This is a genomic window from Variovorax sp. DXTD-1, from assembly GCF_003984625.1.
Lineage (GTDB): Bacteria > Pseudomonadota > Gammaproteobacteria > Burkholderiales > Burkholderiaceae_C > Variovorax.
Genome location: NZ_RWKH01000015.1, coordinates 114,305 through 138,060, shown reverse-complemented (window position 1 = coordinate 138,060; position 23,756 = coordinate 114,305). Strand labels below are relative to the sequence as shown.

The 23,756-nt window shown below is 65.8% G+C and carries 22 protein-coding genes and 1 pseudogene; 11 read left to right on the top strand and 12 right to left on the bottom strand.

The annotated features are described in order from the left end of the window. Window positions 1-6: 6 nt before the first annotated feature. From EJI00_RS15815 to EJI00_RS15805, 3 genes are read left to right on the top strand one after another with little or no spacing between them, the layout of a single operon-like run. Window positions 7-729, top strand: coding sequence for an amino acid ABC transporter permease (locus tag EJI00_RS15815; RefSeq protein WP_126748454.1), 723 nt, complete (start codon window positions 7-9; stop codon window positions 727-729). Continuing rightward, window positions 726-1,469: an amino acid ABC transporter ATP-binding protein gene (locus tag EJI00_RS15810; protein ID WP_126748453.1), complete on the top strand. Its 744-nt coding sequence runs from the start codon at window positions 726-728 to the stop codon at window positions 1,467-1,469. The genes EJI00_RS15815 and EJI00_RS15810 overlap by 4 nt, the downstream gene beginning before the upstream one ends. 16 nt (window positions 1,470-1,485) lie before the next feature. Further along, the gene (locus EJI00_RS15805; RefSeq protein WP_260590741.1) at window positions 1,486-2,490 is read left to right on the top strand and encodes an isopenicillin N synthase family oxygenase; all 1,005 of its coding nucleotides are present in this window, start codon (window positions 1,486-1,488) and stop codon (window positions 2,488-2,490) included. Between the two features lie 9 nt (window positions 2,491-2,499). Here the strand turns inward: EJI00_RS15805 and EJI00_RS15800 are convergent, their stop codons facing one another. Next, window positions 2,500-3,189 carry an HAD family hydrolase gene (locus EJI00_RS15800; RefSeq protein WP_126748451.1) on the bottom strand — a complete coding sequence of 230 codons (690 nt, stop codon included), beginning with the start codon at window positions 3,187-3,189 and terminating at the stop codon, window positions 2,500-2,502. Window positions 3,190-3,280: 91 nt separating this feature from the next. Further along, window positions 3,281-4,621, bottom strand: a complete 1,341-nt coding sequence (locus EJI00_RS15795) for an MFS transporter (RefSeq protein WP_126748450.1) — start codon at window positions 4,619-4,621, stop codon at window positions 3,281-3,283. 177 nt (window positions 4,622-4,798) lie between these two features. Here EJI00_RS15795 and cyoA point away from each other — a divergent pair, with 177 nt between their 5' ends. From cyoA to trhA, 8 genes and pseudogenes are all read left to right on the top strand, one after another. Next, window positions 4,799-5,827, top strand: a complete 1,029-nt coding sequence (gene cyoA, locus EJI00_RS15790; protein WP_126748449.1) for a ubiquinol oxidase subunit II — start codon at window positions 4,799-4,801, stop codon at window positions 5,825-5,827. Next, window positions 5,824-7,836, top strand: coding sequence for a cytochrome o ubiquinol oxidase subunit I (gene cyoB, locus EJI00_RS15785; protein ID WP_126748448.1), 2,013 nt, complete (start codon window positions 5,824-5,826; stop codon window positions 7,834-7,836). Before cyoA ends, cyoB begins: the two co-directional genes overlap by 4 nt. Beyond that, window positions 7,829-8,494: a cytochrome o ubiquinol oxidase subunit III gene (cyoC, locus tag EJI00_RS15780; RefSeq protein WP_126748447.1), complete on the top strand. Its 666-nt coding sequence runs from the start codon at window positions 7,829-7,831 to the stop codon at window positions 8,492-8,494. Before cyoB ends, cyoC begins: the two co-directional genes overlap by 8 nt. Further along, entirely contained in the window at window positions 8,491-8,913 is a 423-nt protein-coding gene (cyoD, locus tag EJI00_RS15775; protein ID WP_126748446.1) for a cytochrome o ubiquinol oxidase subunit IV, read from the top strand. Before cyoC ends, cyoD begins: the two co-directional genes overlap by 4 nt. An 80-nt stretch (window positions 8,914-8,993) precedes the next feature. Further along, window positions 8,994-9,776, top strand: a complete 783-nt coding sequence (locus EJI00_RS15770; protein WP_126748478.1) for an SURF1 family protein — start codon at window positions 8,994-8,996, stop codon at window positions 9,774-9,776. Continuing rightward, complete coding sequence (locus tag EJI00_RS15765) at window positions 9,733-11,160, top strand: ATP-binding protein (RefSeq protein ID WP_126748445.1); 1,428 nt, start codon at window positions 9,733-9,735, stop codon at window positions 11,158-11,160. Before EJI00_RS15770 ends, EJI00_RS15765 begins: the two co-directional genes overlap by 44 nt. After that, window positions 11,138-11,686 (top strand): response regulator transcription factor, encoded by a 549-nt coding sequence (locus tag EJI00_RS15760; RefSeq protein ID WP_126748444.1) that lies wholly within the window; start codon window positions 11,138-11,140, stop codon window positions 11,684-11,686. Before EJI00_RS15765 ends, EJI00_RS15760 begins: the two co-directional genes overlap by 23 nt. Before the next feature lie 21 nt (window positions 11,687-11,707). Then, a pseudogene (trhA, locus tag EJI00_RS15755) lies at window positions 11,708-12,370 on the top strand (PAQR family membrane homeostasis protein TrhA). 290 nt (window positions 12,371-12,660) lie between these two features. Here trhA and EJI00_RS15750 read toward each other — a convergent pair. The 10 genes from EJI00_RS15750 to EJI00_RS15705 all read right to left on the bottom strand — a co-directional run bounded on the left by EJI00_RS15750 (window position 12,661) and on the right by EJI00_RS15705 (window position 23,665). After that, the gene (locus EJI00_RS15750; RefSeq protein WP_126748443.1) at window positions 12,661-12,885 is read right to left on the bottom strand and encodes a SlyX family protein; all 225 of its coding nucleotides are present in this window, start codon (window positions 12,883-12,885) and stop codon (window positions 12,661-12,663) included. 4 nt (window positions 12,886-12,889) lie between these two features. Further along, on the bottom strand, window positions 12,890-14,341 hold the full coding sequence (locus EJI00_RS15745; protein ID WP_126748442.1) for an AAA family ATPase: 1,452 nt from the start codon (window positions 14,339-14,341) through the stop codon (window positions 12,890-12,892). 100 nt (window positions 14,342-14,441) lie between these two features. Further along, window positions 14,442-16,958, bottom strand: coding sequence for an ABC transporter permease (locus EJI00_RS15740; protein WP_126748441.1), 2,517 nt, complete (start codon window positions 16,956-16,958; stop codon window positions 14,442-14,444). 70 nt (window positions 16,959-17,028) lie between these two features. Then, window positions 17,029-17,904 carry a formate dehydrogenase accessory sulfurtransferase FdhD gene (locus EJI00_RS15735; RefSeq protein ID WP_126748440.1) on the bottom strand — a complete coding sequence of 292 codons (876 nt, stop codon included), beginning with the start codon at window positions 17,902-17,904 and terminating at the stop codon, window positions 17,029-17,031. After that, on the bottom strand, window positions 17,901-18,320 hold the full coding sequence (locus EJI00_RS15730) for a hypothetical protein (protein WP_126748439.1): 420 nt from the start codon (window positions 18,318-18,320) through the stop codon (window positions 17,901-17,903). The genes EJI00_RS15735 and EJI00_RS15730 overlap by 4 nt, the downstream gene beginning before the upstream one ends. Next, window positions 18,317-19,537 carry a formate dehydrogenase subunit gamma gene (locus EJI00_RS15725; protein ID WP_126748438.1) on the bottom strand — a complete coding sequence of 407 codons (1,221 nt, stop codon included), beginning with the start codon at window positions 19,535-19,537 and terminating at the stop codon, window positions 18,317-18,319. Before EJI00_RS15725 ends, EJI00_RS15730 begins: the two co-directional genes overlap by 4 nt. An 11-nt stretch (window positions 19,538-19,548) precedes the next feature. Beyond that, the gene (locus tag EJI00_RS15720; protein ID WP_126748437.1) at window positions 19,549-19,803 is read right to left on the bottom strand and encodes a hypothetical protein; all 255 of its coding nucleotides are present in this window, start codon (window positions 19,801-19,803) and stop codon (window positions 19,549-19,551) included. Further along, window positions 19,800-20,423, bottom strand: a complete 624-nt coding sequence (fdh3B, locus tag EJI00_RS15715) for a formate dehydrogenase FDH3 subunit beta (RefSeq protein ID WP_126748436.1) — start codon at window positions 20,421-20,423, stop codon at window positions 19,800-19,802. Before fdh3B ends, EJI00_RS15720 begins: the two co-directional genes overlap by 4 nt. A 9-nt stretch (window positions 20,424-20,432) precedes the next feature. Continuing rightward, complete coding sequence (locus EJI00_RS15710; RefSeq protein WP_126748435.1) at window positions 20,433-23,420, bottom strand: formate dehydrogenase subunit alpha; 2,988 nt, start codon at window positions 23,418-23,420, stop codon at window positions 20,433-20,435. Between the two features lie 14 nt (window positions 23,421-23,434). After that, window positions 23,435-23,665: a formate dehydrogenase gene (locus tag EJI00_RS15705; protein ID WP_126748434.1), complete on the bottom strand. Its 231-nt coding sequence runs from the start codon at window positions 23,663-23,665 to the stop codon at window positions 23,435-23,437. Window positions 23,666-23,756: the final 91 nt, after the last annotated feature.

Here is a 23,756-nt window from a genome sequence, read left to right as displayed (position 1 = left end):
CACCAGATGCTCGAAATCATCAACGACTACTGGGTCTACTTTCTTATCGGGCAGTACCCGAACGGCCCGCTGGGCGGGCTGGTGCTCACGCTGCTGCTCGCGTCGTGCGGCCTGGTGCTCGCGCTGCCGCTGGGCATCGTGCTTGGCCTCGCACGCGTGAGCCCGTGGCGCTGGCTGCGCTGGCCGGTCACGGGCTTCGTCTTCGTGGTGCGCGGCTTGCCGTTGCTGATGGTGATCTTCTGGGCCTACTTCTTCCTGCCCAGCGTCACGGGCGTGAAGACCGACCAGTTCACCACCATGCTGATCGCACTCGTGATCTTCGACGCCGCCTACCTGGCCGAGATCGTGCGCGCCGGCATCCAGGGCCTGCCGCGCGGGCAGATGGAAACCGCCCGCGCGCTGGGCCTGGGCTACGGCCGCGCGATGCGGCTGGTGGTGCTGCCGCAGGCCCTGCGCAGCATGCTGCCTTCGCTGGTGAACCAGTTCGTCTCGACCATCAAGGAAACCTCGCTCGGCTACATCATCGGGCTGGCCGAGGTGTCGTTCATCGCCACGCAGATCAACACGCAGGTGTTCACCAAACCGGCCCAGATCTACCTGATCCTGGGCGGGACCTATTTCATTCTCTGCTTCGGGCTGTCGCGCTTCGCCTACTGGCTGGAGCGTCGCCTCGCGCGTCGCGGCATGTCCGTGGCCGATCCCGCCACGGCTCCCAAGGTGTCCGCATGATCGAACTTCAGAACGTCAACAAGTGGTATGGCAGCTATCACGCCCTGGTCGACATCAGCGAGACCATCCACAAGGGCGAAGTGGTGGTGGTGTGCGGGCCCTCGGGCTCGGGCAAATCGACGCTGATCCGCACCTTCAACCGGCTGGAGCCGATTCAGTCGGGCCGCATCCTCATCGAAGGCAAGGACATCCACGCGCCGGGCACCGACGTGAACGCGTTCCGATCGCGCATCGGTTTCGTGTTCCAGCAGTTCAACCTGTTCCCGCATCTCACGGTGCTGCAGAACTGCACGATGGCGCCGGTGCAGCTGCGAGGCCTCACCCGCCAGGAAGCCGACGAGCGCGCGATGGCGCTGCTGCAGCGCGTGGGCCTGGCGCACAAGGCGAATGCGTGGCCCAGCGAACTCTCGGGCGGCCAGCAGCAGCGCGTGGCCATTGCGCGCGCACTCGCCATGCAGCCGCCGCTGATGCTGTTCGACGAGCCCACCAGCGCGCTCGACCCCGAGATGGTAGGCGAGGTGCTGCTGGTGATGCGCGACCTCACGCGCGACGGCATGACCATGATCTGCGTCACGCACGAGATGGGCTTCGCCCGCGAGGTGGCCGACCGCGTGCTGTTCATGGACGAGGGCAAGGTGCTCGAACGCGCGACGCCCGACGACTTTTTCAACCGGCCGCAGCACCCCCGCGCGCAGCAGTTTCTTTCGGACATCCGTTCGCCCTTCGCGCGCGGCGCATGACATGCTCTCTTCGACCATGACCGACACACAGACGCTCCCCGTGATCGACGTCGTCCCGCTCGTGGCCGGCACGCCCGAGCGCGACGGCGTGGCCGCGCAGATCGGCGCTGCCTGCCGCGCGCACGGTTTCTTCTATGCCACGGGCCACGGCGTCGATGCGGCGCTGGTGCAGCGGCTCGAAGTGCTGAGCCACAAGTTCTTCGAGTTGCCCGAGGAAACCAAGATGCAATGGCGCATGGCCCTCGGCGGGCGCGCCTGGCGCGGCTTCTTCCCGCTGGGCGGCGAGCTGACCTCGGGCCGACCCGACTGGAAGGAAGGCCTCTACCTGGGCACCGAGCTGCCCGCCACGCACCCGCTGGTGCAGGCGAAGACGCCGGTGCACGGGCCGAATCTGTTCCCCGACGTGCCTGGGTTCCGCGAAACCATCCTCGAGTACATGACCGCCGTCACGCAGCTCGGCCACCGGCTGATGGAAGGCATCGCGCTGAGCCTCGGCCTGCCCGCAGCGTATTTCGCCGAGCGCTACACCGCCGATCCCCTGATCCTGTTCCGCCTGTTCAACTACCCCTCGCAGCCCGTACCCGAAGGCCTGGACGTGCAATGGGGCGTGGGCGAGCACACCGACTACGGCCTGCTCACCATCCTGCACCAGGACGAGGTCGGCGGCCTCGCTGTGCACACGCCAGGCGGCTGGATCGATGCGCCGCCAATCGCCGGATCGTTCGTCTGCAACATCGGCGACATGCTCGACCGCATGACCGGCGGGCTCTACAAATCGACCCCACACCGCGTGAAGCGCAACACCTCGGGGCGTGACCGGCTTTCGTTTCCGCTGTTCTTCGATCCGAACTTCGAGGCCCGCGTGCAGCGCATCGAAGGGCTGCAAGGTGCAGAGGCGCGCGACGACAGCGCCGAGCGCTGGGACCGCGCCAACGTGCACGCCTTCAGCGGCCGCTACGGCGACTACCTGCTCGCCAAGGTGTCGAAGGTGTTCCCGCAGCTGCGCGACGAAGTGCTCTGAGCCCGCAGGTCAGGCGCGCTTCTGCGCCGGCGTGGGAAACCACAGCGGCACATGCGCCATGGCGTCGTGCAGCGAGTCGAGCACATGGAATGCCCGCTCGATGATCGCAGCAGGCGGGTGCTTGAGGTCCGGCACGATCACCACGCGAAGGCCCGCCGCCAACGCGGCCTTAGCACCGTTCTCGCTGTCCTCGAAGGCCACGCATTCCGCGGGGTCGACGCCAAGGCGCTCGGCCGCGAGCAGGTAGAGCGCCGGATCGGGCTTGGCGCGGGCTACCTCGTCGCCGCCTGCAAAGGCCTCGAAGTGATGGAGCACGTCGAGGCTGCCCAGGCAGGCCGCGATCTGACCGCGCGTGGACGACGAGGCAACCGCACAGCGTGTGCCGCGTCCGCGCAAGGCAGTGAGCAACTCGGCCACGCCGGGCTTGATGGGAAAGAGCGGTCGGGCGTCGCCGTCAGCACGCTGCAGCTGCAGCGCGGCGGTCACTTGCGATGCGGCGTGCTGGTAGGCGGCCGCGCCGCCGAGCAGCGCCGCAAGGATCTGCTTCGACTCGCCCATGGCCAGCCCCACGCATTGCAGGTACTGGGCGTGCGAAAGCTCGATGTCGAGCGTGCGGGCGGCTTCGATCCAGGCGGCCATGATGGGCCGCTCCGAATCGATGAGCAGCCCGTCCATGTCGAAGATGGCGGCGGTGAACATGAGGCGAATCCTAAGCCAGCGCGCGCTACGGCTCCCGAAACGCAAAAGGGGCCGACCGGCCCCTTTTTCGAACACCCGCGTTTGACGGTGATCAGTCCCGCACCAGCGCCCGGTTCAAACCCAGGGCCGCCAGCGTGCCGACCGCACCCGACAGCAGATAGACGCTGACATACGCCAGCCCGAAATTCGCCGACAGCCCCAGCGCCACCAGCGGCGCAAAGGCCGCACCGATGAGCCACGCCAGGTCGGCCGTGAGCGCGGCGCCGGTGTAGCGGTACTTGGGCTCGAAGTTCGACGTCACCGCGCCGGCCGCCTGGCCGTACGAGAGCCCCAGCAACACGAAGCCCAGCAGAATGAAGATGTCCTGCCCGATATGGCCGCCGTCGAGCAGCGTGGGCGCAAAGCCGCTGAACACCGCAATCATCCCGGCCAGGCCGCCCAGCGTGAAACGGCGCCCGACGCGGTCGGCAATCAGGCCCGAGGCCACCATGCCGCCGGCGCAGAGAACCGCGCCGATCATCTGCACCACCAGGAATTCGGTGATCGACTGGTCCGAATACAGCGTGATCCACGACAGCGGGAACACCGTGACCAGGTGGAACAGCGCATAGCTGGCCAGCGCGGCGAACGCGCCGATCAGCAGGTTGGCGCCTTGCGAGCGGGTCAGCTCGACCACGCTGGTGGGCTGCAGCTCGCGCTCTTCGAGCAGCCGCGAATACTCTTCGGTGGCCACCAGCCGCAGACGCGCGAACAGTGCCACCACGTTGATCGCGAACGCAACATAGAAGGTGTAGCGCCAGCCCCAATCGAGAAAGTCCTTGAGCGCCAGGCTGCCGTAGAGATAGGCAAAAAGTGCGCTGGCCACAAAGAAGCCGAGCGGTGCGCCCAGCTGGCCGAGCATGGCGTACCAGCCGCGGCGGTTCTGCGGCGCATTCAGCGCCAGCAGCGACGGTAGCCCGTCCCACGAGCCGCCGAGCGCCAGGCCCTGTGCAAAGCGGAACACCGACAGCAGCACGATGGATGTGAACCCGATGCTCGCGTACCCCGGCAAGAAGGCGATGCCCGCGGTGGAGGTTCCCAGCAGGAACAGCGCGATGGTCAGCTTGGCCTCTCGCCCGAACCGCCTCTGGATGGCCATTGAAATGACGGTTCCGAACGGCCGCGCAATGAAGGCGAACGAAAAAACCACAAAGGCATAGAGGGTTCCCTCGAGGCGCGCTTCGAACGGAAAGAAAACCGCCGGAAATACCAGCACCGAGGCGATGCCGTAGACGAAGAAATCGAAGTACTCCGATGCCCGCCCGATGATCACGCCGACGGCGATCTCGCCCGGCGCGATATGGGAATGCCCGTCGCCCTGCCGGGCGTCGTTTTCGGACGTGTTCGGCACCGGCGGTGCGCCTTGCGGAAGGATGCTGGACGTCGTCGTCATTGCGTTTTGTAATCCGGGTGTCACGTGCAGTGACAAAGGTAGGCCATTGAACAGAGGCTCCAAGCGTCTCACCGAATGAAGATTCCCGCCATAGGACAAAACGTCCAATAGGCGGGCGCAACCTTTGGTCGTAGATTGTGGGTTCTTTGCGCAGCCCCTGCACTTCTTTCTTCCGGCATGCCCACCCTCAAAACTCTTCGGCGATGGTCCCTGTTGCTTCCCCTTGCCTTGCTGGCAGGCTGCAACACGGTGCTCATGAATCCTTCCGGCGACATCGCCAATCAGCAGGGGCGACTCATCGTCGTCTCGACCGTGCTGATGCTGATCATCATCGTTCCGGTGATCGCGCTGACGCTCTTCTTTGCGTGGCGCTATCGCCAGTCGAACAAGGAGGCCGACTACAGCCCCGACTGGGACCACTCCACCCAGCTCGAACTGGCGATCTGGGGCGCGCCGCTCCTGATCATCATCGCGCTGGGCGCCATCACCTGGATCAGCACGCACACGCTCGACCCGTACCGGCCGCTGAGCCGGCTCGACGCCGAGCGCCCGATTCCCGCCGAAGCCAAGCCGCTGGTGGTCGAAGTGGTGGCGCTCGACTGGAAGTGGCTCTTCATCTACCCCGAGCAGGGTTTTGCCACGGTGAACGAAATGGCCGCGCCGGTCGACCGGCCGATCACTTTCAAGATCACTGCCTCCTCGGTGATGAACTCCTTCTTCATTCCCGCGCTGGCCGGCCAGATCTACGCCATGCCGGGCATGGAGACCAAGCTTCACGCGGTCATCAACAAGCCCGGCGAGTTCGAGGGCTTCTCGGCCAACTACAGCGGCGCCGGCTTCTCGGGCATGCGCTTCAAGTTCCACGGCCTGAGCAACACCGACTTCGACCAGTGGGTGCAGAAGGTCAAGGCGGGCAAGGATGGCGAACTCACGCGCGAGCAGTACAAGAAGCTCGAAGTGCCGAGCGAGCGCGAGCCGGTGCGGCACTACGCCACGGTTGCGCCGGACCTGTACGACGCCATCCTCAACCTCTGCGTGGACCGCAACAAGATGTGCATGAAGGAAATGATGGCCATCGACGCGAACGGCGGGCTGGGCAAGCCCGGCGCGTTCAACATTGCCACCATGCAGGCCTGGCAGGCTGACACCCTCATCAATTCGCCAAGGCGCAAGTACGTCACGGCGATGTGCACCACCGAAGAATGACGATGCTCGAAAACCTTGACCTGACGAAGCTTGTCTTCGGCCGCCTCACGTGGGAGGCGATTCCCTACCACGAGCCCATTCTGCTGGCGACCTTTGCGGCCGTGGTGCTGGGCGGCCTTGCCATCCTGGGCGCCGTCACTTACTTCAAGCTCTGGGGCACCCTGTGGCGCGACTGGATCACCAGCATCGACCACAAGAAGATCGGCATCATGTACATCGTGCTCGGCCTTGTCATGCTGCTGCGCGGCTTTGCCGACGCACTCATGATGCGGGCCCAGCAGGCCGTGGCCTTCGGCGACAACGCCGGCTTCCTGCCGCCGCACCACTACGACCAGATCTTCACCGCGCACGGCGTGATCATGATCTTCTTCGTGGCCATGCCGCTGGTCACGGGCCTGATGAACTTCGTGGTGCCGCTGCAGATAGGCGCGCGCGACGTGGCTTTTCCGTTCCTGAACAACTTCAGCTTCTGGATGACCACCTTCGGCGCCGGCCTGGTGATGGCGTCGCTCTTCGTGGGCGAGTTCGCCAAGACCGGGTGGCTGGCCTACCCGCCGCTGTCGGGCATTCTGTTCAGCCCCGACGTGGGGGTCGACTACTACATATGGTCGCTGCAGATAGCGGGGGTAGGTACCCTGCTCTCGGGGGTCAACCTGCTGGCCACCATCGTGAAGATGCGCGCGCCGGGCATGACCATGATGAAGATGCCGGTGTTCACCTGGACCGCCCTGTGCACCAACGTGCTCATCGTGGCCGCCTTCCCGGTGCTCACCGCCGTGCTCGCGCTGCTGTCGCTCGACCGCTATGCCGGCACCAACTTCTTCACGAACGATCTCGGCGGCAACGCCATGATGTACGTGAACCTGATCTGGATCTGGGGCCACCCCGAGGTGTACATCCTCATCCTGCCGGCCTTCGGCATCTTCTCCGAAGTGGTGTCCACCTTCAGCGGCAAGCGCCTCTTCGGCTACGCCTCGATGGTGTACGCCACCATCGTGATCACCATCCTGTCGTACCTCGTCTGGCTGCACCACTTCTTCACCATGGGCTCCGGCGCCAGCGTGAACTCGTTCTTCGGCATCACGACGATGATCATCTCGATTCCGACGGGCGCGAAGATCTTCAACTGGCTCTTCACCATGTACCGCGGCCGCATCCGCTTCGAGCTGCCCATGATGTGGACCGTCGGCTTCATGGTCACCTTCGTGATCGGCGGCATGACGGGCGTGCTGCTCGCGGTGCCTCCGGCCGACTTCGTGCTGCACAACAGCCTGTTCCTGATCGCCCACTTCCACAACGTGATCATCGGCGGCGTGCTGTTCGGCATGCTGGCAGGCATCACCTACTGGTTCCCGAAGGCCTTCGGCTACAAGCTCGATCCGTTCTGGGGCAAGTGCTCGTTCTGGTTCTGGCTCGTGGGCTTCTGGGTCGCGTTCATGCCGCTGTATGTGCTGGGCCTGATGGGCGTCACCCGCCGCATGAGCCACTTCCAGGACATGTCGCTGCAGTTCTGGTTCCAGGTGGCGGCCTTCGGCGCGGTGCTGATCGCGCTGGGCATTGCGTCCTTCCTCATCCAGCTGGTGGTGAGCTTCGTGCGCCGCGATTCGCTGCGCGACACCACGGGCGACCCGTGGAACGGCCGCACGCTCGAATGGTCGACCTCGTCGCCGCCGCCGGCCTACAACTTCGCGTTCACGCCGCGCATTCATGACAACGACGCCTGGACCGACATGAAGCGCCGCGGCTATGCCCGCCCGCTCGAAGGCTTCACGCCCATCCACATGCCCAAGAACACCAGCGCCGGCTTCATCATCGCGGCACTGGCGGCCGTCTGCGGCTTTGCGCTGATCTGGCAGATGTGGCTCGTGGCGGGCATCGGCTTTGTCGCCATGCTGGCCGCTGTGATCATCCACACCTTCAACTACAAGCGCGACTACTACATTCCCGCGGAAGACGTCGTCCGTACCGAAGCCGAACGCACGCGCCTCCTGGCAGCAGCCCATGTCTGATACCACCGCCCTCCACTCCCCCGCGGCCGGCCACGCCCACAGCGACCAGACGGGCAAGCCGCCCGTGTTCGAGCTGTTCCACGTCGGCAACGACCACCACCCAGAGAACGGCACGCTGCTCGGGTTCTGGCTCTACCTGATGAGCGACTGCCTCATCTTCGCGTGCCTGTTCGCTGTGTACGGCGTGCTGGGCCGCAGCTACGCGGCCGGCCCCTCGGGCGCCGACCTGTTCGACCTGCCGCTGGTGGCCGTCAACACCTCGCTGCTGCTGCTGTCTTCCATTACCTACGGTTTCTCGATGCTCGAGATGCAGAAGAAGCGCATGGGCGGCACGCTGGCGTGGCTGGCCATTACGGGCCTGCTGGGCGCGGGCTTCATCGGCCTGGAGATCTACGAGTTCGCGCACCTCATCCATGAAGGCGCGGGCCCGCAGCGCAGCGCATTCCTGTCGTCGTTCTTCGCGCTGGTCGGCACCCACGGCCTGCACGTGACCTTCGGCATCATCTGGCTCGTCGTGCTGATGTTCCAGCTGCCCAAGCACGGCTTCACCGCCGCCAACCGCCGCCGCCTGATGTGCCTTTCGATGTTCTGGCACTTCCTGGACGTGGTCTGGATCGGCGTCTTCACCTTCGTCTATCTGATGGGATCGATGGCATGAGCACCGCCCACACTGAAACCGCAGCGCACGGCCACACCGCGCATGGCGCGCACGATGCCCACGACGACCATCACGACGACGGTCCCGTGAGCCACAGCACCTTCAAGGGCTACATGACCGGCTTCGTGCTGGCCGTGATCCTGACCGCGATTCCGTTCTGGCTCGTGATGGGCAACGTGCTCTCCAACACGCACACCACCTCGCTCGTCATCCTCGGCTTTGCCGCGGTGCAGATCGTGGTCCACATGATCTACTTCCTGCACATGGACGCCAAGTCCGAGAGCGGGTGGAACATGCTGGCGCTGATCTTCACCATCGTGCTCGTCGTCATCACGCTGGCCGGCTCGCTCTGGGTCATGTACCACATGAACGCCAACATGATGCCGATGTCGGTGCACGACATGAAGAACATGCCTTGACGACGACCCAGCCGCCAGACCACAGCATCCGCAACAAACCGGCCGGCGACCAGCGCTCCACGGCCGCGCGGGTGATCTTCATGGTCTGCGCGGCGCTTGCCTTTGCCGGCTTTGTCGCGCTCGGCAATTGGCAGGTCGAGCGCAGGGCCTGGAAGCTCGATCTCATTGCCCGCGTCGAGCAGCGCGTGCACACGCCGGCCTCCGAAGCGCCCACGCCCGACCGCTGGCCGCAAATCAACGCAGCCGCCGACGAATACCGGCACCTGCGCATCGCCGGCACCTTTCTCCACGACAAGGAAACCCTGGTGCAGGCCAGCACCAGGCTCGGCGCCGGCTTCTGGGTGCTGACGCCGCTGCAGGCCGCCGACGGCACCACGGTGCTGGTCAACCGCGGCTTCGTGCCGCCCGAGGCACGCGACCGCGCCATGCGTGCGGCCACCGAGTCCAAGGGCGAAACCGTCGTGACCGGCCTGCTGCGCATCGCCGAGCCCAAGGGCGGCTTCCTGCGCAGGAACGATCCCGCCACCGACCGCTGGTTCTCGCGCGACGTGCAGGCCATTGCCGCCGCGCGTGGCCTGAACCATGTCGCGCCCTACTTCGTCGATGCCGAGGCCGCGCCCAGCGCGCCCGGCGCAGCGCCCTCCTGGCCCGCCGGGGGCCTGACGGTCATTGCCTTTCCCAACAGCCACCTCGTCTATGCCATTACCTGGTACGGCCTGGCGCTGATGGTCACGGGCGCGGCCTGGTTCGTGTGGCGCGACGATCGCCGCCGCCGCAAGCTCGCCGACTCAGCCGACAGCAACGGCGACAATGCCTCCCATGCCGACGGAAGAACCCGCCAAGACGGCCGCCGCCCCGACTGAGCTCTCCGCGGTGGCGGGGGAACTGCACGCATCTCGCGCGGGCGTCGCGAGCCTGGACAACGCCACGGGCCACAAGAACATGCAGCAGCTGATCCAACTGCGCTGGTTTGCGGTGGTCGGGCAGGTGGTCACCATCCTGTTCGTGCACTACGGCTTCGGCATCCGGCTGCCGCTCGACCAGATGCTGCTGGTGCTGGCCTGCCTGGCTCTCTTCAACGTGGTGAGCCTGCTGCGCTCGCGCACCCTTCGCAAGGTAACCAACGGGGAACTGTTTCTCGCGCTGCTGGTCGATGTGGCCACGCTCACCGCCCAGCTCTACCTGAGCGGCGGCGCCACCAATCCGTTCGTCTTTTTGTATCTGCTGCAGGTCATTCTGGGCGCGGTGCTGCTCAAGGCCTGGTCGACGTGGACCATCGTCGTCGTCACCAGCCTGTGCTTCGCGGGGCTGGCGCTTTTCTCGCGCCCTCTCGCACTGCCGCTCGACCACGACCGCGGGCTCTGGAGCCCTTATGTGCAGGGCATGCTGATCTGCTTTGCGCTCAATGCGGCGCTGCTGGTGGTGTTCATCACGCGCATCAGCCGCAACCTGCGCGCGCGCGATGCGCGGCTGGCCGACCTGCGCCAGCGCGCGTCGGAAGAAGAGCACATCGTGCGCATGGGCCTGCTCGCATCGGGCGCCGCGCACGAGCTGGGAACGCCGCTTGCCACGCTGGCGGTCATCCTGGGCGACTGGCGCCGGCTGCCGCATTTCAGTTCCGACCCCGAGCTGCTGACCGAAGTGGCCGAAATGGAACTGCAGATCCAGCGCTGCAAGAGCATCGTGAGCGGCATCCTGCTGTCGGCCGGCGAGGCGCGCGGCGAATCGTCGGAAGAAACGACCGTGAGCACCTTTCTCGACGAGCTGGTCGAGGAATGGCGCACCACGCGCCCCGTGGAAGATTTCGACTACGACAACCGGTTTGGCCGGGACCTGCCCATGGTTTCCGACTCGGCCGTGAAGCAGATGATCTGCAACGTGCTCGACAATGCACTGGAGGCCTCGCCGCACTGGCTGCGCTTCGAAGCAGAGCAGGACACCGACGCGCTGACGCTCACGGTAACCGATGCGGGCCCGGGCTTTCCGGCCGCGATGCTGAAGCAGTTCGGCAAGCCCTACCAGTCGAGCAAGGGCCGGCCGGGTGGCGGGCTCGGGCTGTTCCTGGTGGTGAACGTGGCGCGCACGCTGGGAGGCCGGGTGGAGGTGCGCAACCGGCCCGAGGGCGGCGCCGTCGTGGCCATTACGCTGCCGCTCGCGGCTGTCGTGCTGGAGGAAGACGACGAAGCCATCGACAACACCATCGCAATGACTGAAACGGAAGCCCATGACCGAAGCCGCAGAAGCTGAGCGCCAGTTGCTGATCGTCGAAGACGACGCCGCTTTCGCGCGCACGCTCGGCCGCTCGTTCGAGCGCCGTGGCTACACAGTCACGCATGCAAGCAATGCCGAAGAGGTCGAAGCGCTGCTGCAGACCCATTCGCCCGGCTATGCGGTGGTCGACCTGAAACTCAACGGCGAAGCCTCGGGCCTGGCCTGCGTGCAGATGCTGCACCGGCACAACCCCGAGATGCTGATCGTGGTGCTCACGGGCTTTGCGAGCATTGCCACCGCGGTCGAGGCCATCAAGCTGGGCGCCTGCCACTATCTTGCCAAGCCCTCCAACACCGACGACATCGAAGCCGCCTTCGGCCGCGCGACGGGCACCACCGAGGTAGAGTTGACCAACCGCTCGACGTCGATCAAGACGCTGGAGTGGGAACGCATTCACGAGACGCTCGCCGAAACGGGCTTCAACATTTCCGAGACCGCGCGGCGGCTCGGCATGCACCGGCGCACGCTGGCGCGCAAGCTCGGCAAGCAGCAGGTCAAGTAGCAGCAAAGCGAATCGACAAACATGAGTTCCGGCAAGCCGACATCCACTGTGCGTGACCAGACCACACTGGAAGAAATCTTCAACGCGCTGAGCCACGGCTTGGGCCTGCTGCTGGCCATCGTGTCGCTCCCGATCCTGGTCTACAGCGCCGCGCAGAAAGGGCAAGCCGCCAGCATCGTCGGTGCATCTCTCTTTGCAGGAACGGCCATCGTGCTGTACCTGATCTCGACGCTGTACCACGCGCTACCTACCGGCAAGGCCAAGGCGTGGTTCAACCGGCTCGACCACGCAGCCATCTACCTGTTCATTGCGGGCAGCTACATGCCATTTCTGTTCGGTGTGCTGCGTGGGCCATGGGGCTGGACGCTGTTCGGAGCCATCTGCGCGGCGGCGGCGCTGGGCGTGGGTGCCAAGCTGTTCAATCGGCTGCAGCATCCGCTGTGGTCGACCGGGCTCTATGTGGCAATGGGCTAGATGGCGTTGATGGCGGCGGTACCGCTGTACGAACGCATGTCGCCGGCAGGCCTGGGTTGGCTCGTGGCCGGTGGGCTTTTCTACACAGCGGGTGCGGTGGTGTTCTTGTTCGACAACAAGGTGCGGTTTGCCCACTTTGTATGGCACCTGTTCGTGCTGGCTGGCAGTTCTTGCTACTTCTTTGCTGTGCTCTGGCATTCGCACGGCTGATCTTGTCTTGGCGCTGTTGTTCAGGGCGTGTGCAAAGGCCACCGGGTACTCCCCTCCGCGAATGTCCCCCGGGGCTGCGCCCCTCCTCCTTTATTTCGCTGCGTGGAGCACCCGATGCCCTGTGCACTGGGGCACGCTCGTGGTGTATCGCTGATCAACGACTGCTCTTTGCATCGCACCCGCTGGCGGGGTGCCTTGCGCAGCGAAATAAAGGAGGAGGCCGCAGGCCGGGGGACATTCGCGGAGTAAGGTACCCCGTCGGCGGGTGCGCCGCCCTGAACAACAGGCTCTCAGTAATGCGGCGGCAACTCGTCCCGCAAGCTGCGCGCCGCCCCCTCCTGCCCCGCGTTCTGACTCTGCTGTTTCAGCTGGGTCACTTGAAGAATCAGGCTGTCGATCTGCTGCTGTTGGCGGTAGATCGTCATGTTGAGTTGCTCCAGCAGATCTTCCGCGTAACTCGACTTGATCTCGAGTTCGGTCAGCCGCTCTGCAATGTCGTCCGGTAGGTGTTCCATGGCTCTATTGGACAGGAACCGCCGCCAGAGCGCTTTCGTCGACTGATGCAGCGACCCCGTTCACCATGCGGCTCAGCATGAGCGCGGCCCGCAACGGGTACAGCGTGCGCTCATCTCCCTCTGCCTTGTTGCTCACGATGGTGCCGGTCGAGGGCGCCATGCTGGCCGTGCGCACTGCATCGGGCCGATGAACCGGCACCATGAACGGCGAGTGCGTGGTGTAGATGATCTGGTTATCGAAGTCTCGCTCGAAGTGGTCGAGCAAGTCGGCCTGCGAGCGCGCATGCAGGTGCAGGCCGGGCTCGTCCAGCAGCAGGATGGCATCGCCTGCACGGCCACCCTTGGTGTCCGCAAAGAAGGTGATGTAGAACGAGAAGAACCATTGGAAGCCGCGGCTGCGCTCGTCGAGGTTCACTTCCACCTCGTAGGTGTCGTCGGGGTCGGACACCAGCGTGTCCATGTACGGGCCGTCGAGGTTGAAGCGCACCTTGAGCTCGCGGTCCTTCCAGAGCCGGCGAATCTCGGAAGTGACGACGGCGCCCGCGCGGTTGACAAGCTGGTTGCGCGTGGCCAGGTCGTTCTTGTCCAGCAGGTCTTGCAGTTGCTGCGGGTCGAGCCCAGCGGCCTTGCAGAGCTTTTCGAAGCCTTGCTGCTCGGGCGCCGCTTGGCCCCAGCCCTTGCGCACCAGGTAGTCGGCAATGTTCTGGTGGCCGAGCAGCGCCGGATACTCGTCCACGTAGATGAAGCGGGGCAGCTTCTCGAGCACCCACTGCTTTGCCTTGGCAAGCGCCGGCGTGTCGTTGGCAATCGCGCGGGCCATGTCCTCCAGCTCGACCAGCATCTGCTCCTGCTTGTCGCTGAGTTCGGCATCCGCAGCGGCCAGCGCCTTGCGCAAGGTTTGCAGCGCCTTCACTGCGCCTTCCGACCACCGGATGTAGTCGGGGCTCAGGATCATGGCGGCGTCGAAGGCGTCGGCCTCCTGCTCCAGCGTCGCCCTTGCTTCCTCAGCCACTTTCTCGGCGGCAGCCTTCACCGCCGGCACGATCTTTCGCACCTTGCCCTTGATGTCCGACACGTCGAGCGACAGCTCAGCCAGGCCTTCGAGCCCCGTCCAGCGCGCCGTGCCGTAGCCGCGGCCCGCGGTCACGTGGCGCACGTTGGCCGCGCGCGGGAGCATTGCCGTGAGTTCGGCCCGCTCGCTCTCGTCGAGGGCCCAGCATGTAGCAACGACCGGTGTATCGGGCTGGCACTCTTCAAGGCGGCGGTGCCGCGGAAAGTCCTTGATCGGGCTGAGCTCGGTTATGCCTTCAGCAGGGTTCAGGCTGTGCAACGCGCGCAGCAGGTTCGACTTGCCGCTGTCGTTGCGGCCGAGGATCGCGGTGAGCTGTGTGGAATCGATGGAGCCGCTGTCGTTGATCGAGCGAAAGTTGGTGATCTGGAATGACGCCAAGCGCATGTAGGGGGGGTTCTCATCGAATGAATGCAGGGCCGGGGAATGTATTGCATTCCCAGGCCCTTCCCGCCCACGGCTAAAGAAAAAAATCTATCTCTATCAATTACTCGGCCGCGCGCCGCAGCGTGTCCACCACCGGCCGGCGCAGCACGTCGCGCAAGCCCCACCATCCCGCGGCCAGCGCCAGCACGGCGCCTGCGAGCGCACCGGCCACCGGCACCACGGGCGATGCGGTCCAGGTGAAGTCGAACACATAGCGCGCAAGCCCCCAACCGATGACCGACGCCACGATGCTCGCCAGGAAGCCGGCGAGCAGGCCGACACCGGCCAGCTCGGCACGCTGCACCTGGCGCAGCAGGCTGGCGCGCGCGCCCACGGCGCGCATCACCGCGAACTCGCGCGCGCGCTCTTCGCGCGTGGCGGTGACCGCGGCAAACAGCACCACAAGGCCCGCCGCAAGCGTGAAGCCGAACAGGAACTCGACCGCGCGAATCACCTGGTCGAGCACGCGCTGCACCTGGTTGATGGTGGCGCTCATGTCCACGTTGGTCACGTTGGGGTAGCTGCGCACCAGCGCGTTGTCGAAGCCACGGGTTTCGGGTGCGCGGAAGGCGCCCATGTAGGTCACAGGCACGTCGGGCAATGCGGCCACGGTGTACATCACGAAGAAGTTTGCATGCATCGAGCCCCAGTCGACCTTGCGCAGCGAGGTGATGCGCGCGTCGTTCTGCATGCCGCCGATGTCGAAGCGCAGCAGGTCGCCCAGCTTGAGGCCGAGCGTTTCGGCCAGGCCTTCTTCCACGCTCACTTCACCGGGCGCATCGGGCTTCCACGCACCCGCCACAATGCTGTTGTGCGCCGGTGCCTCCACGCTGTTGCTGAGGTTGAACTCGCGGTCCACCAGGCGCTTGGCGCGGTCTTCCACGTAGTCGTCGGGCGACACCGGCTTGTCGTTGATGGCCACCAGCCGGCCGCGGATCATCGGGTACCAGTCGAACTTGCGCACGCCGGCGTCTCGCAGCGATTTCTGGAACGCCGTGCTCTGGTCGGGCATGACGTTGATGACGAAGCGGTTCGGCGCATCGGGCGGCGTCGCCTTGCGCCAGCTTGCAACAAGGTCGGTGCGCAGCAGCACCAGCAACACCAGCGCAAGCAGGCCGACGGCGAGCGCGCTGACTTGCACCACGGCGTAGGCCGGGCGCGCCGAGATCTGGCGCGTGGCCAGCACCAGCCAGCGCGGCGCGGTGGTTTCGTTGACGCTGCGCCGCAGCACCTTCACCGCGAGCCAACTCAGGAGCGCGAACACGGCCACCGCGCCCGCGAAGCCGCCCACGGCGATCAGGCCCAGCTTCAGGTCGCTGCTGGCGGCGATCAGCAAGGCCGCGAAGCCGGCCACGCCGATGCCCAGCACCGCGAGCGACGCGGGCTTGAGCCCGCCGACGTCGCGCCGGATCACGCGCAGCGGAGGCACCTTGGCCAGTTGCAGCACCGGCGGCAGGCCGAAGGCGAACAGCAGCGTGAGCCCCATGCCCAAACCGAACGCCACGGGCCACAAGGTGGCCGCGGGCAGCGCCGTTTCGACCAGCCCGGCAAGCAGCACCACGAACACGTAGTGCACGGCGAAGCCGATGGCCACGCCGAGGCTGCTGGCCACGATGCCGACGACCGCGAATTCGAACGAGTAAGCCATCGCGATGGTGCGCTGGCTCTGGCCGAGCACGCGCAGCATGGCGCAGTCGTCGAGGTGGCTGGCCGCGAAGCCGCGCGCGGCCAGCGCCACGGCCACGGCCGACAGCAGCGCCGCGAGCAGCGCGACCAGGCTCAGGAATTTCTCGGCCCGGTCCAGCGTCTGGCGCATTTCGGGGCGCCCGCCTTCGAAGGAGTCGAGCCGCACGCCGCGCAGTTCGCCCTTCTTGATGGTGGCCTCGGCCCAGTCGGAAAAGCGCTTGACGGCCGCATCTTCGCCCGCCACCGCATAGCGGTAGCCCACGCGGCTCGCGGGCTGTACGAGCCCGGTGCGCGGCACGTCCGCCTGGTTGAGCATCACGCGCGGCGAAAAGCTCATAAAGCCTGCCCCGCGGTCCGGCTCGAGCGTGATCACGCGTCCGACGCGCAGGCCGGTGTCCCCGAGCAGGAGCATGTCCCCCACCTTGAGCGCGAGCGAGTCGAGCAGCGAGGCATCGACCCACACCTCGCCCGCCGGCGGAATGTCGCGGGTGACGGTGCCGGGCGCATCGGGGGCGTTCGCGGTTTGCAGGTTGCCGCGCAACGGGTAGCCCGCGGTCACGGCCTTCAGGGCCACCAGCTTGCTGGCGCCGCCCTGGGCATCGTCGGCCCGCGCCATGGTCGGGAAGCCGAAGGTACCGGTGCCCTGGAGCCCGAACGCGTGGGCCTGCGCAATGAAGGTCGCAGGCGTGGGGTTGTCGCTCACTATCACCGCATCGCCGCCGAGCAGCTGCCGCGCATCGCGCTGCAAACCTCCCTGCAATCGGTCGGCAAAGAAGCCGACGGCCGTGAGGGCGGCCACGGCCAGCAGCACGGCAACGATCAAGAGGCGCAGTTCGCCGGCGCGCAAATCGCGCCAGAGGGTGCGCCAGCCAAGGCGAAGGGAGGCATTCATGGGCGAGACGATAGCCGACGCGGGTGCGCCGGCGCCTTTCAGGGGCTTACCGCAAGTAGGGGAACAGGCCTTAGGCCGGATTGCGGCGCGCGAGTTCCGGCTGCTGCACCAGCCGATCGACGCCCGCGTAGCAGACGAAGTGCCGGTTGGTGGCGCGGCCGATGGCGCACAGGCCGACGCGCGTGGCCACCTCGTGGCCCATCTGCGTGATGCCGCTGCGCGAAACCACGATGGGCACGCCCATTTGCGCCGACTTGATCACCATTTCGCTCGTGAGCCGGCCCGTTGTGTAGAACACGCGGTCGCCCGCCAGCGCGGCCGGCGGCTGCATGGCGCACCAGCCCGCGATGGTGTCGATGGCGTTGTGGCGACCCACGTCTTCGACGAAGCAGTGCATCGTCGCTTCGGTACCGCCGGGCTCGAGCGTGAACAGCGCACAGCCGTGCACCGAACCGGCCGACTTGTAGGTGCTCTCCTGGAGCCGGATGGCGTTGACCAGTGCGTAGAGCTGCGCCTGCGTCATGCGCGTGGGCGGCAGCCGGAGGTTGTCGATGTCGGCCATCAGGTCGCCGAACACGCTGCCCTGGCCGCAGCCGGTGGTTACCACCTTCTTTGCGGTGCGCTCCTCGATGCGGTCGATGCCGGCGTGCGTCTTGACGGCGGCAGCGCCCACTTCCCAGTCGACCGTGACCGACTCGACGTCGCTGGCCGATTCGATGAGACGCTGGTTCAGCAAGTAGCCCAGCACCAGCAATTCGGGCTGGGCGCCGAGCGTCATCAGCGTGACGAGCTCGCGCCGGTCCACATACACCGTGAGATCGCGCTCGGCAGGAATGGAAACGGTGCCGTGCGCGCCATGCTCATCGACGACCTCGACCTCGCGCGTGAGCGCGGCGCGGGCCTGGGTAAGACGTGGAAGCGGCAACAACGGCAAACGCGTCGTCACTGCGCCTTGGGCGTGGGATTGACGACGGAGGCGGGCTGAACGGTGCTGGGTGGCGATGCCGCCGTGGTGGCTGGCGAATGCGCACCCGCGGCCTCGATGGGCTTGGCGTCCGCCGGCGGCGGCGGCGTGAAAACGAAGGAGCCGGGATCGGCGCAAGGCGGTGTCGCCGGCGCCGCCGGTACCGGCTTGCCTGCGGCGGTCGCGCTTGCACGGTACTTGGCGGCCACGCGGTCCTGCGCCTGGCAGAGCTTGTAGGAGTCGACCTTGCCGTTCCACGCGGTCTTGGCGGCCGCTTCGGCCGCCTTGGCCTTGGCCTCGGGTGTGGCGGCCGGCGGCGGCAGCTTGGCCCATGCGATGGGCGCGGCCAGCGCGAGCACCAGCGCGGAAAGTTTCAGCGACACAGACAGCTTCTTCATGAGGACGTTCCTTCGGCGGGCCGCGGTGCCCGCACTGCGACAGGTGCCGACGCATCGGCCGGAACCGTGCGCTGTGCGGGGATCTTGCCCGCGGCAATGTCGTCGTACCAGAGTTCGTGGTGTTCCTTGGCCCAGGTCTCGTCGACGTAGCCGGTGCGCATGGCCTTGTAGGCGCCCGTCATGCCCAGCGTGCCGATGTAGATGTGGCCCATGATCATTGCCATCATCAGCAGCGTTGCAACGCCGTGGATCATGTGCGCCACCTGCATCTCGCCGCGGGTATAGACGAAGCCGGGCAGCAGCTTGTCCAGGAAGAGCCCCGAGCCGATGACGAAGAGGCCGAGGAACAGCACGCCGCCCCAGAAGACCAGCTTCTCGCCCGCGTTGAAACGGTGCGAAGGCACTTCCTTGCCGCCGAAGAGGCCGCCGAAACGCGCAAGCCATTTCAGGTCCATCGCGCGCGGAATGTTGTCGCGGATGAAGGTGAACACCATGAACACCGTCGTCACCACGAACAGCGGGCCGACAAAGTTATGGACGTTCTTGAGCGCGTAGGTAATCCAGCCGAACAGCGTCAAGCCCATCCAGGGCAAGAGGAAGAACTTGCCGAAGGCCATCACGATGCCGGAGATGGCGAGCGTGACGAATGCGATGGCGTTCGACCAGTGCGTGGCTCGCTCGAACGGTGTGAAGCGCTCGATCTTGCGGCCGGTTTCCTGGCCGTGCAGGCGAATGGGGCCGCGCGTGAAATAGAAGATGGCCAACGCCAGCAGCACGACGAACAGCAGTGCGGCGCCGTAGGGAATGATCCAGTCGTTGCGCACCTGGCGCCAGGCTTCGCCGGCATTGGTGAAGCGCGAGCCCGGGTACTGCACGAACGGCTGAATCAGGTTGCCGGCTTCGGGCGCCTCGCTTTTCGGCAGGCTGCTGTAGCCGGTGACGCCCTGCCCCACCTGCCGCCACATGGGCGCGTTGTTGCCGGGCTGCACCTTCATGCGCTCGCCGTTGGTCTGGTTCGCGTAGTTGGGATCGGCGCTCGCTTCGGGCTTGACCTCGAAGATGTTCTGGCTGCGAACGCCGCCGGCGGGCGCCGGCGCGGCGGTTGCAGCAGGAACAGCGGGTGCGGGCGTCGTTCCAGGTGCAGCCGGCGGCTGCGCCTGCGCGAACACCGAACCCAGCGCGGCGAAAATAACGAGAGCGGTCAGCGCTTGCTTCATGGGCTCTCCGTTCAGTTCTCTTTGTTGTATTCGTTCTGCCCGTTTTGCGTGCGGGTCTTGAGCTGCTGCTGCCAGGCGGTCTTGTCGCCGACCTTCCAGTCGGGCGCGGTGAACACCGTGCCGGCGTTCTCCTTGGTGCCGGTGCCGCTCCAGGGAACGGCGTCGTGCTTCACGCCCTGCGCATTGGTCTGCGGCTTTTCGCCGCAGGCCGCCAGGCAGGTTGCGACCAGCGCAACGCCCAGGACGACGAGGCCCTGCCGCTTCACTTCTGCACCCCGTTCACCGGCGGCGTGCCGGCTTGCTGCGAGCCGTAGGCGGTGCCCCAGCCCCACACTTCGGCGCCCTTGCCGCGTTGGACGACGCGGGTGCGGAAGATGTCGGCCACCACATCGCCGTCGCCGGCCAGAAGGGCCTTGGTCGAGCACATCTCGGCGCAGGCCGGAAGCTTGCCCTCGGCCAGCCGGTTGCGGCCGTACTTTTCAAATTCAGCTTCGGAGCCGTTGGCCTCGGGGCCGCCGGCGCAGAAGGTGCACTTGTCCATCTTGCCGCGCACGCCGAAGGTGCCTTGCGAGGGGAACTGCGGCGCGCCGAACGGGCAGGCGTACGAGCAGTAGCCGCAGCCGATGCACACATCCTTGTCGTGCAGCACCACGCCTTCGTCGGTGCGGTAGAAGCACTGCACCGGGCACACGGCCATGCAGGGTGCGTCGGAGCAATGCATGCAGGCCACCGAGATCGACTTCTCGCCCGGCACCCCGTCGTTCAGCGTGACCACGCGGCGGCGGTTCACGCCCCACGGCACTTCGTTTTCGTTCTTGCAGGCAGTGACGCAGCCGTTGCATTCGATGCAGCGTTCAGAGTCACAGACAAATTTCATTCGCGCCATGGTGCTTCCTTATGCCTTTTCCACATTGCAGACCGTGGTCTTGGTCTCTTGCATCATGGTCACGCTGTCGTAACCGTAAGTCGTGCCGGTGTTGATGGCCTCGCCGCGTACCACCGGGGCGGCGCCCGCCGGGTAATAGCCCAGCATATCGGCGCCCTGCCAATGGCCCGAGAAGTGGAACGGCATGAAGACCGTGTCGGGCCCCACGCGCTCGGTGACCAGGGCCTGCACGTTGAGCTTTGCGCCGGTGGGCGTGTGCACCCAGGCGCGCTCGCCGTTGCGAATGCCCTTCTCGGCCGCGACCTTCGGGTTGATCTCGATGAACATCTCCTGCTGCAGTTCCGCCAGCCAGGGGTTCGAACGGGTTTCCTCGCCGCCGCCTTCGTACTCGACGAGCCGGCCCGAGGTCATGATATACGGGAATTTCTCGGCCACCTTGTCGGCGATGTTCTTCTGCTGCACGCTCTTGTAGAGCGTGGGCAAGCGCCAGAACGCCATCTTGTCGTCGTGCGTCGGGTACTTGGCCATCAGGTCGGGCCGGTTGCCGTACAGCGGCTCGCGATGCTGCGGAATGGCATCGGGGAAGTTCCAGACCACCGCGCGTGCCTTGGCATTGCCGAAGGGATGGCAGCCGTGGTTCTTCATGAACACGCGGATCATGCCGCCCGAGCTGTCGGTCTTCCAGTTCTTGCCTTCGGCCTTCGGCTTTTCGGCCTCGGTGAGTTCGTCCCACCAGCCCAGCTTTTTGAGCAACATGTGGTCGAGTTCGGGGTAGCCGGTGGTGATGTCGGCGCCCAGCGAATGCGAGCCATCTTCGGCCAGCAGGTTTTTGCCCTCGCGCTCCACGCCGAAGTTCGCACGGAAATTTCCGCCGCCTTCCATCACGTGCTTGGACGTGTCGTAGAGGTTGGGCGAACCCGGGTGCTTGAGCTCCGGCCTGCCGTAGCAGGGCCACGGCAGGCCGAAGTAGTCGCCCGTGAGGTCGTAGCCGTTGACCTTGTCCTTCACGCCGGCCTTCACCTTGAGCGTGCGCACGTCGAAGGCGCCCATGTTGCGCATGTGCGCCTGGAGGCGCTCGGGGCTCTGGCCGGTGTAGCCGACGGCCCAGCAGGTCTTGTTGATTTCGCGCAGGATGTCGTCGGGCAAGGGCTCGTCCATGCCCTTGACCTTCTGCATCTTGTAGTTCTTGCTCAGTTCCTTGCCAAAGCCCAGGCGGTCGGCGAACTGCTGCATGATCATGTGGTCGCTGCGGCTCTCCCACAGCGGCTCGATCACCTTTTCGCGCCACTGGATCGAGCGGTTCGACGCCGTGACGGAACCGCTGGTCTCGAACTGCGTGCACGCGGGCAGCAGGTAGACGGCGCGGTTGGGGTTCAGGTCTTCCGGCCGGCCGGGCATGGCGGCCATGGCGGCCGTGGCCGATGGGTACGGGTCGACCACCACCAGCAGGTCGAGCTTGTCCATGGCGCGCTTCATCTCGAGACCGCGGGTCTGCGAGTTGGGCGCATGGCCCCAATAGAACACGCCGCGCAGGTTCGAGTCCTGGTCGATCAGCTCGTTCTTCTCGAGCACGCCGTCGATCCAGCGCGACACCGTGATGCCGGGCTTGCTCATCATCGCAGGCGATGCGAAGCGGCCCTTGATCCATTCGTAGTCGACGCCCCAGGTGGCGGCAAAGTGCTTCCACGAGCCTTCGACGATGCCGTAGTAGCCGGGCAGCGAGTCGGGGTTCGGGCCCACGTCGGTGGCACCCTGCACGTTGTCATGCCCGCGGAAGATGTTGGTGCCGCCGCCCGACTTGCCCACGTTGCCGAGCGCCAGTTGCAGGATGCACGACGCGCGCACGATCGCGTTGCCGATGGTGTGCTGCGTCTGGCCCATGCACCACACCACGGTGCCGGGGCGGTTTTCATTGAGCCAGGTGGCTACCTTGAGCACCTGCGCCTCTTTCACGCCGCAGGCCTCTTCGACCTTGTCCGGCGTCCACTTGGCCAGGACCTCTTCGCGCACTTTTTCCATGCCGAAGACGCGGTCGTTGATGTACTGCTTGTCTTCCCAGCCGTTCTTGAAGATGTGGTGCAGGATGCCGAACAGGAAAGCGATGTCCGAGCCCGAGCGGATGCGCACGTACTCGTCGGCCTTGGCCGCCGTGCGCGTGAAGCGCGGGTCGACCACGATCATCTTGCAGCCATGCTCCTTGGCATGGAGCATGTGCAGCATGCTGACGGGGTGGGCCTCGGCCGCGTTGGAGCCGATGTACATGGCCACCTTGGCGCCGCGCATGTCGTTGTACGAATTGGTCATGGCGCCGTAGCCCCATGTATTCGCCACGCCCGCAACGGTGGTCGAGTGGCAGATGCGCGCCTGGTGGTCGCAGTTGTTGCTGCCCCAGAAGCTCACGAACTTGCGCAGCAGGTACGACTGTTCGTTGCTGTGCTTGGACGAGCCGATCCAGTAGACCGAGTCGGGGCCGCTGGCCTGCCGCAGGTCTTTCAGCCGGGCGGTGATCTCGGTAAGCGCGGTGTCCCAGCTGATGCGTTCGTACTTGCCGTTGACCAGCTTCATCGGGTAGCGCAGCCGGTACTCGCCATGGCCGTGCTCGCGCAGCGCGGCGCCCTTGGCGCAGTGCGCGCCCAGGTTGATGGGCGAGTCGAACACCGGCTCCTGGCGCACCCACACGCCGTTCTCCACCACGGCGTCGGAGGCGCAGCCTACCGAGCAGTGCGAGCACACCGTGCGCTTGATTTCAACCTTGCCGGCGCCCACCGCGGTGGGACGGGCATCGCCTGCCGCCTCGGCCTTGCGCATCAGCGTGAGCTGGCTGGCAGCCAGCCCCACGCCCACGCCGAGCCCGGAGCGGCGCAAAAAGGCACGCCGGTCCATGGTGGGCAGCGCGCCCGAAAGGCCGCGCCGCAGGCTGTGAATGAACGGAGAAGACTCGCGTTCCCCTTGCCGCGACACGCTGTTCGCGGGGGTCGTTTTCTTGGTCAACAACATCTTGGGTGTCCGCTTCAGGCCGAAGCGGTCTTGTAGTAGTGCTTGACGTGTTCGCTCAGCGAATAGCCGCCGCCTTTTTCAGGCGCGGGCTTCAGCTCGGGAGCGGCAGCCTCGATGGCTGCGGGGGCCTCGGCCACCTTGGGAAGCACCGAAACCGCGGCGACCGCGGCACTCGCGGTGGCGGCGCCAAAAAAGAAACCTCGACGCGAGGCCGGCTTGATACCGGCCGCTTGGCTGTCCTGCATGTGATCTCCAGGAGTGGCTAGGGGCAAATCAGATGTGAACTGATGTTCGTACATCTGGATACTAGTCTAGGCCCAAATTTCTAACAATCGT

Bases quoted from the DNA above. Each gene is read 5' to 3' on its own strand.
- EJI00_RS15815 (WP_126748454.1), top strand. From the start codon at position 7: ATGCTCGAAATCATCAACGACTACTGGGTCTACTTTCTTATCGGGCAG.
- EJI00_RS15810 (WP_126748453.1), top strand. From the start codon at position 726: ATGATCGAACTTCAGAACGTCAACAAGTGGTATGGCAGCTATCACGCC.
- EJI00_RS15805 (WP_260590741.1), top strand. From the start codon at position 1,486: ATGACCGACACACAGACGCTCCCCGTGATCGACGTCGTCCCGCTCGTG.
- EJI00_RS15800 (WP_126748451.1), bottom strand. From the start codon at position 3,189: ATGTTCACCGCCGCCATCTTCGACATGGACGGGCTGCTCATCGATTCG.
- EJI00_RS15795 (WP_126748450.1), bottom strand. From the start codon at position 4,621: ATGACGACGACGTCCAGCATCCTTCCGCAAGGCGCACCGCCGGTGCCG.
- cyoA (WP_126748449.1), top strand. From the start codon at position 4,799: ATGCCCACCCTCAAAACTCTTCGGCGATGGTCCCTGTTGCTTCCCCTT.
- cyoB (WP_126748448.1), top strand. From the start codon at position 5,824: ATGACGATGCTCGAAAACCTTGACCTGACGAAGCTTGTCTTCGGCCGC.
- cyoC (WP_126748447.1), top strand. From the start codon at position 7,829: ATGTCTGATACCACCGCCCTCCACTCCCCCGCGGCCGGCCACGCCCAC.
- cyoD (WP_126748446.1), top strand. From the start codon at position 8,491: ATGAGCACCGCCCACACTGAAACCGCAGCGCACGGCCACACCGCGCAT.
- EJI00_RS15770 (WP_126748478.1), top strand. From the start codon at position 8,994: ATGGTCTGCGCGGCGCTTGCCTTTGCCGGCTTTGTCGCGCTCGGCAAT.
- EJI00_RS15765 (WP_126748445.1), top strand. From the start codon at position 9,733: ATGCCGACGGAAGAACCCGCCAAGACGGCCGCCGCCCCGACTGAGCTC.
- EJI00_RS15760 (WP_126748444.1), top strand. From the start codon at position 11,138: ATGACCGAAGCCGCAGAAGCTGAGCGCCAGTTGCTGATCGTCGAAGAC.
- EJI00_RS15750 (WP_126748443.1), bottom strand. From the start codon at position 12,885: ATGGAACACCTACCGGACGACATTGCAGAGCGGCTGACCGAACTCGAG.
- EJI00_RS15745 (WP_126748442.1), bottom strand. From the start codon at position 14,341: ATGCGCTTGGCGTCATTCCAGATCACCAACTTTCGCTCGATCAACGAC.
- EJI00_RS15740 (WP_126748441.1), bottom strand. From the start codon at position 16,958: ATGAATGCCTCCCTTCGCCTTGGCTGGCGCACCCTCTGGCGCGATTTG.
- EJI00_RS15730 (WP_126748439.1), bottom strand. From the start codon at position 18,320: ATGAAGAAGCTGTCTGTGTCGCTGAAACTTTCCGCGCTGGTGCTCGCG.
- EJI00_RS15725 (WP_126748438.1), bottom strand. From the start codon at position 19,537: ATGAAGCAAGCGCTGACCGCTCTCGTTATTTTCGCCGCGCTGGGTTCG.
- fdh3B (WP_126748436.1), bottom strand. From the start codon at position 20,423: ATGGCGCGAATGAAATTTGTCTGTGACTCTGAACGCTGCATCGAATGC.
- EJI00_RS15710 (WP_126748435.1), bottom strand. From the start codon at position 23,420: ATGTTGTTGACCAAGAAAACGACCCCCGCGAACAGCGTGTCGCGGCAA.
- EJI00_RS15705 (WP_126748434.1), bottom strand. From the start codon at position 23,665: ATGCAGGACAGCCAAGCGGCCGGTATCAAGCCGGCCTCGCGTCGAGGT.